General features: G+C 42.2%; 15 protein-coding genes. 7 read left to right on the forward strand and 8 right to left on the reverse strand.

Annotated features, from left to right (window positions below; translation table 11 throughout):
* Window positions 1-30: 30 nt before the first annotated feature.
* Genes GO495_RS14535 through GO495_RS14545 form a run of 3 tightly spaced genes read left to right on the forward strand, consistent with a single transcriptional unit; the run spans window position 31 to window position 1,742 of the window.
* A complete protein-coding gene (locus GO495_RS14535; protein ID WP_157300420.1) occupies window positions 31-543 on the forward strand; it encodes a hypothetical protein in 513 nt (170 codons plus the stop codon).
* A 30-nt stretch (window positions 544-573) separates the two neighbouring features.
* Window positions 574-1,155, forward strand: a complete 582-nt coding sequence (locus tag GO495_RS14540) for a PhnA domain-containing protein (protein WP_157300421.1) — start codon at window positions 574-576, stop codon at window positions 1,153-1,155.
* A 53-nt stretch (window positions 1,156-1,208) separates the two neighbouring features.
* A complete protein-coding gene (locus GO495_RS14545; protein ID WP_157300422.1) occupies window positions 1,209-1,742 on the forward strand; it encodes a hypothetical protein in 534 nt (177 codons plus the stop codon).
* A 105-nt stretch (window positions 1,743-1,847) separates the two neighbouring features.
* On the opposite strand, the gene GO495_RS14550 is transcribed toward GO495_RS14545, so the two are convergent.
* Window positions 1,848-2,486, reverse strand: a complete 639-nt coding sequence (locus GO495_RS14550) for a MarR family winged helix-turn-helix transcriptional regulator (protein WP_157300423.1) — start codon at window positions 2,484-2,486, stop codon at window positions 1,848-1,850.
* Window positions 2,487-2,609: 123 nt separating this feature from the next.
* Between GO495_RS14550 and GO495_RS14555 the strand changes: the two genes are divergently transcribed.
* On the forward strand, window positions 2,610-3,047 hold the full coding sequence (locus tag GO495_RS14555) for a DUF2214 family protein (protein ID WP_157300424.1): 438 nt from the start codon (window positions 2,610-2,612) through the stop codon (window positions 3,045-3,047).
* A gap of 2 nt (window positions 3,048-3,049) precedes the next feature.
* Complete coding sequence (locus GO495_RS14560) at window positions 3,050-3,424, forward strand: DoxX family protein (protein ID WP_157300425.1); 375 nt, start codon at window positions 3,050-3,052, stop codon at window positions 3,422-3,424.
* A gap of 8 nt (window positions 3,425-3,432) precedes the next feature.
* Here the strand turns inward: GO495_RS14560 and GO495_RS14565 are convergent, their stop codons facing one another.
* The 4 genes from GO495_RS14565 to GO495_RS14580 form a co-directional block, all read right to left on the reverse strand.
* Complete coding sequence (locus GO495_RS14565) at window positions 3,433-4,218, reverse strand: RMD1 family protein (protein WP_157300426.1); 786 nt, start codon at window positions 4,216-4,218, stop codon at window positions 3,433-3,435.
* 230 nt (window positions 4,219-4,448) lie between these two features.
* The gene (locus GO495_RS14570; protein WP_157300427.1) at window positions 4,449-4,721 is read right to left on the reverse strand and encodes a DUF4242 domain-containing protein; all 273 of its coding nucleotides are present in this window, start codon (window positions 4,719-4,721) and stop codon (window positions 4,449-4,451) included.
* A gap of 47 nt (window positions 4,722-4,768) precedes the next feature.
* Entirely contained in the window at window positions 4,769-5,800 is a 1,032-nt protein-coding gene (locus GO495_RS14575) for a hypothetical protein (protein ID WP_157300428.1), read from the reverse strand.
* A gap of 112 nt (window positions 5,801-5,912) precedes the next feature.
* On the reverse strand, window positions 5,913-6,743 hold the full coding sequence (locus GO495_RS14580) for an oxidoreductase (protein WP_157300429.1): 831 nt from the start codon (window positions 6,741-6,743) through the stop codon (window positions 5,913-5,915).
* A gap of 239 nt (window positions 6,744-6,982) precedes the next feature.
* On the opposite strand from GO495_RS14580, the gene GO495_RS14585 reads away from it, so the two are divergent.
* Complete coding sequence (locus GO495_RS14585; protein ID WP_157300430.1) at window positions 6,983-7,975, forward strand: hypothetical protein; 993 nt, start codon at window positions 6,983-6,985, stop codon at window positions 7,973-7,975.
* Between the two features lie 46 nt (window positions 7,976-8,021).
* Here GO495_RS14585 and GO495_RS14590 read toward each other — a convergent pair whose 3' ends face one another.
* Window positions 8,022-9,128, reverse strand: a complete 1,107-nt coding sequence (locus GO495_RS14590; protein WP_157300431.1) for a hypothetical protein — start codon at window positions 9,126-9,128, stop codon at window positions 8,022-8,024.
* A 57-nt stretch (window positions 9,129-9,185) separates the two neighbouring features.
* Entirely contained in the window at window positions 9,186-11,246 is a 2,061-nt protein-coding gene (locus GO495_RS14595) for a S9 family peptidase (protein WP_157300432.1), read from the reverse strand.
* A gap of 75 nt (window positions 11,247-11,321) precedes the next feature.
* Here GO495_RS14595 and GO495_RS14600 point away from each other — a divergent pair, with 75 nt between their 5' ends.
* Window positions 11,322-12,461, forward strand: coding sequence for an FAD-dependent oxidoreductase (locus tag GO495_RS14600; RefSeq protein WP_240915227.1), 1,140 nt, complete (start codon window positions 11,322-11,324; stop codon window positions 12,459-12,461).
* Here the strand turns inward: GO495_RS14600 and GO495_RS14605 are convergent.
* Window positions 12,458-13,420 (reverse strand): hypothetical protein, encoded by a 963-nt coding sequence (locus GO495_RS14605; protein ID WP_157300434.1) that lies wholly within the window; start codon window positions 13,418-13,420, stop codon window positions 12,458-12,460. The two genes, GO495_RS14600 and GO495_RS14605, sit on opposite strands and share 4 nt — an antisense overlap.
* Window positions 13,421-13,474: the final 54 nt, after the last annotated feature.

A 13,474-nucleotide genomic window follows, 5' to 3' on the forward strand; every position in this document is an offset into this window, starting at 1 on the left:
TATATTGTCGCATCTGTTACCTTTGCATACATGACGTCCCAGCAATTTAAACGTGCCTGGCGAATTACAGACCAGCCGCTTTCTGTTATATCATCAGATATACTCACCCGGTTTAACTTAGTGGGAGATACTGCTGCATTTCTGACTGAAACAGGGTTGCCCATATATGCGTCCCCGTTTCTGTCTTTCGAATTTGCAGCGCATGAAAAATATCCGGCAATAGGTTTATGCAGGGACGGCGATCTGATCATAATTGATAACAATGAATTAAAACAGCTGACTGCGAATGGCCTTTTGTTTTTCAATTCATCCATTAATGCGCTGGCAGATTTTCTGATCATCTACCGGGACTTTGAAGATGCTGTAATGCTGACAGAAGGAGAAGAAGGTATACGTAACAGTTGTTTCACAGATACCCAGTTCAACACGATGAAAGAACGCATGATAGAAGCAGATGAAAGGGCAATAACAGAAAAAGGGTTCTGGAAAGATGAGCTGGAATTGATGCTGGCAGACAGGCAGGATTATTTAAACACCCGATAAAAGTATTATCTTTGCGAAAATTTTCAATCAATGAAACTGGAAGAACAACTACAGCAAAGGAGCGGTAATAAATGCGAATTATGTCAATCGGGGGATACTTTAAAGGTCTATGAAGTATTGCCACAGTCTTATGCCACAGAAGAAAACAGCATTTTCATCTGTGATACTTGCCGGAACCAGATAGACAGAAAAGCAGAATTAGACAGCAACCACTGGCGTTGTTTAGCAGATACGATCTGGAGCGAAGTACCGGGTATACAGGTGGTTTCCTGGCGTATGCTGAACCGTTTGAAGAACGAAAGCTGGGCAATGGATAGCCTGGACATGATGTACCTGAGTGATGAGAATCTCGCCTGGGCCAAAGCTACCGGCGACCACGATAACGATGATGCCGTACAACTCCATAAAGATTGTAACGGTAACTTATTACAAAGCGGAGACTCCGTTTCACTGATAAAATCCCTGGACGTAAAGGGTTCTACGCTCAATGCAAAGATGGGTACAGTCGTGAAGAATATCAGGCTGGTGCCGGATAATACGGAACAGATAGAGGGGAAAATAGAAGGACAGACGATCGTGATCCTTACCAAATATGTCAGAAAGATTTCTTAAAATACAGGACCCGCCGCTCAGGCGGGTTTTTTAATGCTTACTTTTATAGAAAAATGAGCAAACTGACTAAATACTATGGTGAAATCACCAACCTCACAAACGGAGATATGACCATCGATAGTTTGTTTGCTGAAAACTGGGTAGAGAAAACAAAGAAGAATAACTTCAAAACAGGCTTAAGATCTACTATCATCACCATTTTTGATGAACTCTCCTTCTGGATCGATAATATCATTGACAGGGAATACAGCCTCACTGTAACATTCGAATTTGAGAAACAGGGATACCTTGTTAATAAATTGATTCCCAAAGGATTATTATACGGACTGAAGTTTAGGGATAAAACGATAGTAGGTTTACAAATGACGAATAGCACACAGTCTAAAGACATGGCCACCCTTTTATTTGCGGCTCATCCCGGTATTCCCTTTTATACTTTCGATGACCTCATCTTAACAGATATAGATTCCTTTGATGAACTGGGCCTGTTTGTGCAGAAACTTAAAAAGAAGTTTAAAATTGATAAAGTCTCTTTTGACCTTCCGGAAAACATCATTGAAAACGGTTCCCCTAAGTTTTACAATTAATCCAATAATGAACAATATTTGTCCGGTCCCGGATATTTATAATGACTTAATTGGTTGATTAATAATTGATTAGTATATATATTGAAAACTTACTTTAAGATCAGATTATTCCCCGGGAGCTTTAACCACTTCGGCATAAATCTCTTCAAAACTCTTTCCTTTGTGAGATTGCCAGAGCCCTGTAAACTTGGTATCTACGCTTTTTAATAGCTGGAAACATAAGCGTTTGTCGTCTTCACTGACGTGATGGAACAGCATCGTTGCCAACAGGCTGACCCGTTTCCTGCAGGTGATCAGTACTTTATCTCCTTTGGGAGTTACTTTAATGCGTTTAGACCGTTTATCTTCCTTGTCATCCGTTTCACTGATATAGCCCAGTTTCTTTAAACGGTTCATCATATCTGTTCCGGTGGAAAGTTCCAGCAGGGCAGCATAAATGGCCTCTGTTTTTCTTGGCTCATTCAACTGCTGAACGGTATTAAGCAGGGAATATTCGTCTATTGTATTAATGCCGGTTCCCTCCATTATTGTTGCGGTGTATAATGTATGCAGCTTGAAAATCCTTCCGATCAGGCGCATCAGCATGCCATCGGGACTGGTTGGCATAAACTTGCCAGGCGGTGTATTTTCAACGTTCTCTCTTTTATGGCTCAGATAATATCTGCAAAATTCTTCAAGATCCCCATTGGGGTGCTTTTCATCAAAAGCCCCCCATTCTGTAATTAGTTCTACTGCTTTATTCATCTGAAATACATTGTTTTCGAAGTAAATCTATAAAAAATACTTCGAAAACTTGTTTATTGATATGTTTTCGTAGTATATTTGAATTAATTACATCGGATACGTTTAATATTAAATCACTGTACTATGCTTTTTTCAAGCCTTATATTATTTCACATTATAGGTCTGTTGCTGTTTGCAGGTCTGACGCTGGTGGAGTTTATCATCTTTAGCCAGTTTGATCAGGACAAGATAAAAACCCAGATGCTGTTAAATGCCACCGCAAAATTTCATGTATTTATGAGGATAGGGATAGGATTGATCGTGCTTACCGGAATAGGTATGATGGCGATGACAGGGGGCGTATTCGGGGAACAGTTATGGTTCAGGATAAAGTTTGCGCTGGTACTGATCATTGTATTAAGCAGTTTGCTGATAGGTCGTCGCCAGCGGTTAAAAATCAAGACTGCACTGGAGAACAGTACTGCTTCAGGGAGGTTAAAAGACAATTGGGGCTGGTATCATGCTATCCAGCTTGTCTTATTTTTTGCCATCATATTGTTGAGCGTTTTTAAATTTAACTGAACATGAAAAAAGACAAAATCATTTATTGGGCAACAACCGTAATTGTTGCTGCTGTAATGTTGATAAGCGCTTGTTATTTTGCTTTTAATGATAATGTGAAAGGTGCTTTTACACATTTAGGACTGCCCGGTTATTTCAGGATAGAACTATCCATTGCAAAAGTATTAGGGGCACTGGCCATATTAATACCGGGGATTCCAGCCAGAATAAAGGAGTTTGCATATGCCGGGCTCACCATCGTACTGGTTTCTGCCATCATCGCTCATCTCAGCAGCGGAGATGGTATCGCATCGCTGGACCCCTTGTTCTTTCTGGGCATGCTGGTCGTTTCCTATCTGTATTATTATAAAAGATATGTTGCCGTAAAGCATAGCTGAACCGTAGATCATGTTTTTCCGAAGATCCTTTCTACGAACAGGTTGACCACTTCTACCAGGATGAGTATGATAATGACCCATTCCAGGCGGGTACTGTTACGGTACTGAAGTATATCCTTAAACAGCTCTAAGTTCTCCTTTACGATGGCCAGTCCTTCCAGGATGGTACGGAAACGGGCCTGTAAATCGAAGGTCTTTTTAAGCCCTACATCCAGTTTATTCAGATTTTCATCTTCCCAGGTTTCATCGGGAGAATCGAAGATGTACAGATTGGCGGTGATACGGTTTTTGATATTCAGTGTACGGCCAATATATTTCTTCAGGCTTACTCCGGAAAGATCTAATCTACCTTTGTTTTCCAGGATCTGGGTATGATAATTCGTTTCTTCCAGCAGGATGTTGGTAGTCTGTGAATAGTAATCCAGGGCCACCGACTGGGAAACATTCAGCATGACCAGCCTCAATACATTAGAATCGATGCTGGTCAGCTCAATTTTATTAAAGCCCAGTTTCATCCTGGGAGCATTGGTCTCAATTTCAAACTCTTCACTGAGCCTGTTATCCAGTTTGTTTTTGCAATAAGGATTGATGACTTCTATAAAGCCGGCGATCTGTAGTTCATTGTAGTTGAAAAAACCTACGATACCGAATTTGAATACGTAAATGAACGCATCTGAATCTGTGCGGTAAAACAGTTCATCTGAATCTGAATATAACAGTTCGGCAGTAAAAACAGACTTAAATGTTTTAATGTCGATACTATCTGCAATTTGAAACGATGATACTTTTAACATAAAAATTGGCCTCTGGCTACAAAGCTACTGATAAAGTCCCATAGCTCATATACTCTCTATATGTTATTGGTTTAGCAACAATTTATCTTCTACGTAACAGACTCCGCCAGAGGTCCCCTGATATCAGGGGACTTCTGGCGGAGTCTGGGTTTGTTGTTTAATGTGCTACAAACACGGGGCTCCTGACGGAGCCTTTTTAATGTCTACAAATACTTTTGGGTTCAACCTGTTCATTCTGCCGTTGTCGGGTCTATCACTGCAAACACTTTCTTGACCGAATTTGCAGGAAAGCCTCCCTGTTTTGCATGTTCCCGCACCATTTCTTCATTAGGTGCGATGTAAATGCAATAAATTTTATCGCCGGTGACATAACTCTGTACCCATTGGATCTCCGGCCCCAGATTACGTAGTACACCACAGGAGGTTTGTGAGATACCTTTTAATTGTTCGGGAGATAATTTACCTGCATCAGGAATTTCCCGTTCGATTACATACTTAGGCATAAATGTATATTTACTGAGGTAACAAATGAATATGACCTTTAGTTTAGTTATGCTGAAATAAGGATCCGAATGATCGTGTTAATTAAAGCAGGTTGCGCGGTATTTATTTCTGCAAGCGCATTTCCGACCGTGGAAGCATCAAGTTTTTTCCCTTCTTCACGTGAGGCATTCATTAATGCCAATACTTTTTCTGTAACATCCTGTTTGGAAACATCCGTTACCTGGTTATAATCAAACGTAATCGATACCAGTACAACGGATTTCTCATAGACATATAATAAATCCTCTACTTTGTGAACAAGAATTTCACCTTCTCCTGTTTCCTCTTCTTTCTCTTTCTCTTTCTCTGTACCTTCTTCTTCTTTTATTTTCTCTGTTTGCACTTCACGGACATTTGTGCCCATTCGTCTTCCGCCGGTAACATACTCTTCTACCTTAATCCCCTTAGCATGCGCCTTATCATATTCCAGGTCCTTGTTTTGTTTAGCGTATTGTTCGTAAAGTTCATGGGCAAGGACGGCTGCTGCTTCAGGGCCTCTACCTGCAGGTAAATTGATACCAAAGGCTTTTACGTCTTCCAGGTCAACGGCGCTGTAACCGAATTCGCCGATACTAAAACCCGGATGGCTTTCAACGAATCCGATGATGGTCTTACCATCATTGATCAGTTTATTTAGTGTTGTTACCAGGCGTGTTGCCGGTGTATTACTAAGTGCTATTTCTGCATTCAGTACATCCAGTTGCAGTTCTTTTTCTCGATTCAGAACGGCCTCATATGCCGGCGCTAAAATTGCATTCAATAACTCAATAAACTTATCACGCATACCTTCCACCTTAAAAACACCCTGTACAGGCGGGACCGCATTTTTATCAGGATGGGCGCCATGATCAGCCAGTTCCTGAATAGCTTTGAGTTGTCTTATCTGCAAACTTTTATCTGCCATATCCTGCACCATTCTTTGGGTAATGGCTTCCGGCCTGTTATCTGCATACCGGACCGCAGTATCTTGCTTTTGTGTGGGATTGTTAACAATTGTTTTATCCGGATTTCCCTTTGATTTGCCAGCATATATATTCATATGGGTTACTTTATAATATGAATATAGCCAGATTGAACATCATTTACAAATATTCCTGTACTCACCATTTGATGGTAAGTACAGGAAATCTGATAGCTGAATAGTGATCGTATTATTTATCTTCGTCTGTAGATACCGTTACAGGTAACCATTTTTCAAATTCTTCCTGCCTGGCCGTAGCAGCCTGTTTCATAATGGCTGCTGCATCACTGCCCAGGATAAGATGTACGGGAGGCTCAGGGTGGTCCACCAGATCAACAAGGACCCGGGCTGCTTTCTCAGGATTACCTTTTGGTACGAATTTTCCGCTTTTGAAGAAATCGACCCTTGTATCTACGCTGGGTTCATACCCTTCCACATGTTTTGCATAGGTCATGGAATCTCCTGCCCAATCGGTGCTAAACCCGCCAGGTTCTACAGCGGTCACTTTAATGCCCAGATGTGCCACTTCTTTAGCCAGTGCTTCACTAAAGCCGGAAAGGCCAAATTTGGCGCTCTGATACATCGTTAAGCCGATGCTTGCTACCCGTCCGCCGATGGAGCTTACCTGCAGAATACTACCGCTACGTTGTTTGCGCATATAAGGTAATACTACGCGGGTGATCTCAATAGGAGCGTAGAGGTTTGTTTCCAGCTGATTGCGTACTTCTTCATCTGTAAATGCTTCCGCAGCGCCGGTGATGCCAAACCCTGCGTTATTCACCAGTACATCTATCCGGCCGAAGCGGGCTATGGTATCTTCCACTGCCTGTTTTACCTGTTGATAATTGGTTACATCGAGGGTAACCGGGAAGATATGATCTGCGTATTTATCCGCTAAATCTTTCAATTGTGCAGGATTTCTTGCCGTGGCTGCTACAAAATCACCTTTTGCCAGCGCGGCTTCTGTCAGACTTCTCCCTAATCCTCTTGAACTGCCGGTTATAAACCAAATCTTTGCCATAACATTTATTTTTTAATGATGGACCAAAGGTAGATACTGCATTTCATCGCTACTTTGTCTACACGTTCAAAGTTACTTTGCTGGAAGGTGCATGATAAATTTGTGAAAATTCTTACGGGAGAAACAGGATAAAAGGAGTGAAAAGATGATGAGGGGAAGGCGTACAATTTGCCTGTAGATGATGGTATTGATTTATAAAATTAGTTCATTACTTTCGGCGCATTAATAAATACTATACTATGAAAATGCTGCTTTTATCTTTCTTCTTATTTGCGTCCGGCATAGGTGTCTTTGCACAGCCAGCACCGGTTGCAGATACTAACTTAACCTTGTTTGGGAGAGGTATGTATCCAGGTAATGATACTACTTATGCAAAATTACGGGAATCCGGTTTCACGACTATCATTTTATCAAGCTTTTATATAAAAGCCAACGGGGATGTATTTTCAGGCGATGATAATATAAATCCTATCATTCATGATGGCCGGTATGTTGGTGATAAAGAGTGGTTGAAACGTGTGGCTTCTTTGAAACAACGTCCAACCTCGGTTACACGTATTGAAATTTTACTGGAAGGCAGATGGATCAATCAGCCACCTAATACATTTGATTTTATACAGGATTTTTCAGATGCTAAAAAGGTTATTCCTGGTATCACTACGGGAACCGGCACCAATAGTACGCTGTATAAATTAACTAAGGTAATGAAAGATGAGATGGGGATAGATGCTGTTTGTATAGATGATGAATCTGTATATAATAGTGTGTCTATGATAAAGTACGGAGAAATGATAGGCCGGCTGAATATGCACATGTCCCTTTGTCCGTTCAGGAATTATAAATACTGGAGAGATGTGATCAGGGGCTCTAAGAAAGGTCTTATTGATGCTATTTACCTGCAATGTTATGATGGTGGCATGAGAAATGTTCCCGGCCGCTGGAAAGACAGTCTGGGCACTAAATTGCCTATTTATCCGATATTCCTTTGTCGCGGTGCATTTAGTACCTGCGGTACTTCTCATGGCAGTAAAACGGCAAATGAGATCAAGGGGGAGATGGTGAGATTTAAAAAGGATTATCCTGCTATGACTGGCGGTGCTATCTGGCAGATGGCGGACGTAAATAGTTATGTAATTAAAGGTTGTGCTGTTCAGACACCGGAGTCGGGGACTGCTACTACAGTAAGCGAGTTTCTTGATCAGTTAAAAACGAGTCTGAAGGAAGGATTATAAATGAACAGCGGCTTCAGATATAGAAAGATCTGAAGCCGCTGTTTTATCAATAGTAATAATACTTTTTAATATCCATTTCTTCTTTTTGCCCATCGTCTGTTATCCTGTAACTGATAACGAACTCCAACAATGATTTATCATTGTATTCATTTCGATAAACTACTTTCCCCATTACTTCATCTTTATTAAAGGGATGCATGAATGTCATCTCAATAATATTTCCCTGTGTATCATATTTTTCAATGGTGCAGTTCATTTCCTGAAGGGGATGCGTCTGAAAATATTTATTATCGAATATTGGAATCGCCCATTCCATGCTATTGTTTTTAAACTCATTGTAAAGCGTGGTCAGATCATAGCGCCCTATTGTCATCTCTGCATTTTCAACTTCAGCACTTTTCTTTGTGATGCTATTTCCTTTTCTGATGATCTCTTCTGTTTTATAAATGTTCATACTGCCATTATACCTGCCATAATACACTGTTTTCTCCAACTCCTGTTTAGTGTTATAGAAATATTGCCTTTGTAAGGATGGATACTGGACCTCTTCGTGTTTGCAGAGTTTTTGTTCTTCCGACAGTAAGTTATGCTTATAGGTATATATGAACATATCCGCAAATTGACCGTTCACAGTGGTGAGTTTTGATTTCAGCAAACCACCTTCATAAGTGTAAGCAATTTTCGTAGTAGTACCGTCTGCGGCTACTTTGGTTTCTGAACTTTTTACACCATTGCTATAGGTATAAGTGGTGGAATATTTTGTGCCTTCTTCACGGTCTTCATGATGTTCAGATAACAGTAATCCGTTTTCAGATTTAGTATCTCTTACATAATATGCTTCATTTTCTTTCCCTGACTTAATGGGATTGGAAGAGAGATGATCAGCGAAAGTGGTTGTGCCGTGTTTATATACAAGCATGCGATAATTGTCACCAGTGTATGCATAGAGCGTTAACTGTCCATCCTGCAAATGCCCGGCATCTTTGCTTGTTTCAAAGATGCTGCTGATTTGCTTTTTATCATTGTAAACTATCTTTTTTGATCTTATTTGTGTCCCGGTTTTATATTCTTCTGAAATAAGGTCCCCGTTAGTATTATATTCTTTTGTAAACGTAAAATGCCCGTCGCGATGAATTTCTTTAGAAAGAGTCATAGTGATATATTATAGGAATAGCTATAAATGTAGGTAAATTTCCATATGGAGTATGTTTTATTTCATCATTCTGTCAAAAAAGTCAGCCGCCCTGTAATAGCCTTTTACCCAGCTTTTGTATAAGAGGAAATCGTGTATTTCGTCGGGGATGATCAGTTCTTCCCAGTATACTTTCTGTTCCCGCAGTTTTTCCGCCATGTGTACTGTTTCGCTGAAAGGTACGTTACGGTCATCATCCCCATGAATGAACAACACCGGGGATTTCCATCCTTTTACAAAACTCACGGGAGAGGAAGCGAGGGCTGTAGCCGCGAAGGCTGTCCTGGTAGCAGGATCATAATCAGATAACCAGTTTTTCATTTCATCGTTCCAGTTATGAACGCCATGTATATCTACCCCGCAGGCGAAGATATCAGAGTTGCGGGACAGGCCCATGGCAGTCAGGAACCCGCCATAAGATCCTCCCCATAAGCCTATACGTTTTGTATTTACGTCCGTTCTGCCGCGCAGGTATAGTCCGGCCCCTATAATATCATTGTATTCGCTTGCTCCGTTGGCGCCGTAGTGTAATGCTTCCCGGAACTCCATGCCATAGCCTATACCACTGCGGTAGTTAACTGCCAGCACGATGTATCCTTTAGACGCATAGTATTGGTTCATTGCATAGTCGTTGTTGTAATAGGCCATGTAGTGGAACCCAAGGATCATCTGCCTTCTTGATCCGCCATGAATAAACACCAGGGCAGGGTATTTGGTGTCCTTCTGATATCCCGGAGGCAAAAACAGTTGTCCATGTATCAGCATTCCGTCTTTAGCAGGGAAGGAGATTACAGTTGGCGTAACAAGAGATGCTGCCGGGAATGAGGAGGGGAATAATGCCGGCGCTATCTTTTCCATACCGTCCAGTTTTATGGGCCAGCCCGGAGTGATAGCGGTAGATTGTATAGCAACAATACCTGCCTGTGTGTTTACGGGCGACCATTCAATACCTGTGCCTTTGGATAGTTGTACGGGGTTACCACCGGCTACTGCTACCTGCCAGATATGGCGGCGATGACTATCGTTAATATTAGTATTATACACAACGGATTTGCCGTCCGCGCTCAGTAACATGTTTTCTACCTCACCTTCGCCTGGTGTTAGTAAACGGGGAGCAGCAACGGAAAAGATATCCAGTGCATACAGGTGTTGCCACCCGTCTTTTTCCCATGGGAATACCAGTTGATTATCAGCCGTCCACAGCAACAGGTTATATGTATCAGGAATATGAGTATACAATACACTGCCTCTGCCTTCAGCTGCCTTCCACAGTGTTTTTGCCTGCTCTTTCCCTGCTTCCAGCAGACGTATGCTCCATGGCGAGCCTTTGCGCAATTCTGTAAAGGGTAATACGTCTTTCCTGTTGGGTACACGTATATAGGCCAGCCATTTACTATCGGGGCTCCAGACAGGCTGCATATCGATATCTACGGATGGATCGGGGTATGCTACAGTGCTATCTTTTATATCAAAGATGCCCAGGAAAGCATGGTCCCCGCGGTTGCTGATAAACGCAAGGTTTTTCCCATCGGGCGACCAGCGCAGATCTGATATATTCCCTCTTGCTTCAAATAATTGTGCGGGGGCTTTTGCTGTATCTGTCAGAGATGCCCGCCATACTTTGCCTTTTGAAATAAAGACAACTATATCATTACCCGGAGCTGAATTATCACCGGATACAATTTTTCGTAGTCCTGATCCGTCTACATTAACAACCCAGATAAACTGCCCCGTCTTTTCCTGTAATAAAGCGGGGTTGGCAGCTTCACCTGCGCCATTTGTAGTATTACCTTCTGTAAACAGCAGGCGGTTGCCATCCGGGGTAAAAGCAAGGCTGGTAATATCCAGACCATCATCCTTGCGGTGGTTAGTCACCTTGCGCGGGATAAAGTCCGGCGCATCCGCGATAAATACATTTCTGGCGCCTTTATCATTAAAGACCCAGGCAATGTGTTTTCCGTCGGGCGAGCTTTTTAACTCTGTGGGAAAGGGAACAGACAGCAGGTTTTCAATAGTTACCTGTCCATATGCAATATGGAAAGTGATGAGGGTGGCCAGGACGGCAATCGTCTTTTTCATGTAGTTAATTTAAGCTAAAAAACTTTTGTTAAGTAAATGAAAATTTCATTAAAGAAATCCTTAAATAACAATAGTATGAAAAACAAAAGAATAGCTATCGTGGGCGGAGGCCCCGGAGGCCTTACTCTGGCCAGACTCCTGCAAATAAAAGGTGCAGATGTAAAAGTCTATGAAAGAGATGTAAATAAAGATGTAAGGGTACAGGGTGCCACATTAGATCTCCATGATGAATCAGGATTGAGGGCTTTGCGTGAAGCCGGACTGATAGATGCATTCAAAGCGAATTACCGTCCGGGTGCGGATAAGATGCGTATTGTTGACAGAGACGCTACCATCCTGATGGATGAGGATATCAATGCATCTGATGAAATGTCCCGCCCGGAAATAGACCGCGGCCCGTTAAGAAAGATATTATTGGATTCATTAGCACCGGATACTGTTGTATGGGACAGCCAGTTTGTATCTATGTCCGAAACCGGCAACACCTGGACGTTGACATTTAAAAATGGGACATCTGCGCAGGCAGACATCGTTATTGCAGCAGATGGGGCCAACTCTAAAATACGCCCGCTCATCACACCTATCCGGCCTTTCTTTGCCGGTGTGACAGCTATTGAAGGTGTAGTATATAATTCTGCAACGGCCTCTCCCAAAATACATGAGCTGTTAAGTGGCGGGAAAATATTCGCTTTGGGAGATGGGAAAACATTAATTGTAAGCGCTAAAGGAGATGGCAGCCTGGCATACTATTGTGGCTTTAAATCAGACGAGTGCTGGTATCACAATAGCGGAATAGATTTTACGGATAAGACGCAGGTAATAAACTGGTTTAAAGAGGAGTTCAAAGGATGGGCGCCTGTATGGCTGGAGATATTCGAGAACGCCAGTACGAACTTTATTCCCCGTCCACAGTATTGTATGCCTTTAGACCAGCATTGGGAGGCGCTGCCCAATCTTACCATGTTAGGTGATGCTGCACACTTAATGCCACCCTATGCCGGAGAAGGTGTAAATATGGCGATGCTGGATGCATTGGAATTGAGTATCTGCCTTACCAGTACCGCATTTCCTGATACGCAGACAGCCATCGCGCATTATGAAAAGGAGATGCGTGCAAGAGCTTCTGAGACTGCAATGATGACCTTAGAGCAGACAGATGCCTTACATTGTGAAGAAGGATTGGAGAATATGATGGCGATGTTCAGCGAACATTAAAAATCAAACACATGCTCTACCTGTACTTTCTCTTTATCCAGTTGTAATAATACTTTATTTAAGTTTGGAACGGGGGTGGCTATTGCCACCCGTTTCATAGATGGATAAGAGGATATAGGTTGTATAAACACCGTTTGTGCCTGGTCGAAAGTTGTGGAATGATCCGCAGATACCCACACGGTTAATAATATCGCTGAATTATTTCCCGCAATCTCCTTAAAATGATGTCCGCTTTTAGCCAGTTCCAGGGCAGCAGTTGCGAATTTGTCGTAACGGGGCAGGTAATGCAGACTGTCATCGTCCAATATTACTGCGGTTGTTGGTAGTGCCTGTCCGTATACCTGCTTTGTTCCCAGGCCAATCAGTTTACCGTAAATGAATTTTACAAGCAGTTCTGCTGTGAGTACATATTTGCGGTCCCATTTCCGGAAGAAATGTGGTCCGGAGGAGGCCGTGTTTTTCCAGAGGTCTTTTAAGCGGCTTTTGAAATTGAATTCATACCAGGGGCGGTCTTTAATGAAATCGACATAGTCCCGGGTGAATGTTGCTGCGAATTGATCTTCGGGTGTAACTGGTTGTTTCGTATTGGTCAATCTGCCCACAATGGCTTCGTACAATGCTTTCATTGTATACTCCACGGTGGTGCTTACACCAATGACCCATATCATAAAATGATAGCCGTAATTGACAGGGAAATTCCCTTTGATCTGTTTTTTCATGATACCATAACTTCTCCAGATCTGCGCGGTATGCGTCATATAAGGGAAGCTGGTGGCCGTATGCTGTTTAAAGTAGTTCGCCTGTTCTTCCGGACTGAATACCAGGAACCACTCGGGGAAAGTCAGGAATGTCTGGTCCGCCGGTCTGATATCTTTGGCAGGTGTGATGGGGTGTTGATTGATCACCAGCCACTCTTTCGGTATCACCAGGCCTTTGCCGGCGGGGATTGTATTTTTCATTTATAAAATGTTGGCAGGCAAATATATAGTATTAATAATATATCTATGTCTTTT

Origin of the sequence: Chitinophaga oryziterrae, from assembly GCF_009758125.1 — a bacterium.
Taxonomy (GTDB): Bacteria; Bacteroidota; Bacteroidia; order Chitinophagales; family Chitinophagaceae; genus Chitinophaga; species Chitinophaga oryziterrae.

Coding starts and splice junctions, on each gene's coding strand:
- GO495_RS14535 (WP_157300420.1), top strand. CDS start 31: ATGACGTCCCAGCAATTTAAACGTGCCTGGCGAATTACAGACCAGCCG.
- GO495_RS14540 (WP_157300421.1), top strand. CDS start 574: ATGAAACTGGAAGAACAACTACAGCAAAGGAGCGGTAATAAATGCGAA.
- GO495_RS14545 (WP_157300422.1), top strand. CDS start 1,209: ATGAGCAAACTGACTAAATACTATGGTGAAATCACCAACCTCACAAAC.
- GO495_RS14550 (WP_157300423.1), bottom strand. CDS start 2,486: ATGAATAAAGCAGTAGAACTAATTACAGAATGGGGGGCTTTTGATGAA.
- GO495_RS14555 (WP_157300424.1), top strand. CDS start 2,610: ATGCTTTTTTCAAGCCTTATATTATTTCACATTATAGGTCTGTTGCTG.
- GO495_RS14560 (WP_157300425.1), top strand. CDS start 3,050: ATGAAAAAAGACAAAATCATTTATTGGGCAACAACCGTAATTGTTGCT.
- GO495_RS14565 (WP_157300426.1), bottom strand. CDS start 4,218: ATGTTAAAAGTATCATCGTTTCAAATTGCAGATAGTATCGACATTAAA.
- GO495_RS14570 (WP_157300427.1), bottom strand. CDS start 4,721: ATGCCTAAGTATGTAATCGAACGGGAAATTCCTGATGCAGGTAAATTA.
- GO495_RS14575 (WP_157300428.1), bottom strand. CDS start 5,800: ATGAATATATATGCTGGCAAATCAAAGGGAAATCCGGATAAAACAATT.
- GO495_RS14580 (WP_157300429.1), bottom strand. CDS start 6,743: ATGGCAAAGATTTGGTTTATAACCGGCAGTTCAAGAGGATTAGGGAGA.
- GO495_RS14585 (WP_157300430.1), top strand. CDS start 6,983: ATGAAAATGCTGCTTTTATCTTTCTTCTTATTTGCGTCCGGCATAGGT.
- GO495_RS14590 (WP_157300431.1), bottom strand. CDS start 9,128: ATGACTCTTTCTAAAGAAATTCATCGCGACGGGCATTTTACGTTTACA.
- GO495_RS14595 (WP_157300432.1), bottom strand. CDS start 11,246: ATGAAAAAGACGATTGCCGTCCTGGCCACCCTCATCACTTTCCATATT.
- GO495_RS14600 (WP_240915227.1), top strand. CDS start 11,322: ATGAAAAACAAAAGAATAGCTATCGTGGGCGGAGGCCCCGGAGGCCTT.
- GO495_RS14605 (WP_157300434.1), bottom strand. CDS start 13,420: ATGAAAAATACAATCCCCGCCGGCAAAGGCCTGGTGATACCGAAAGAG.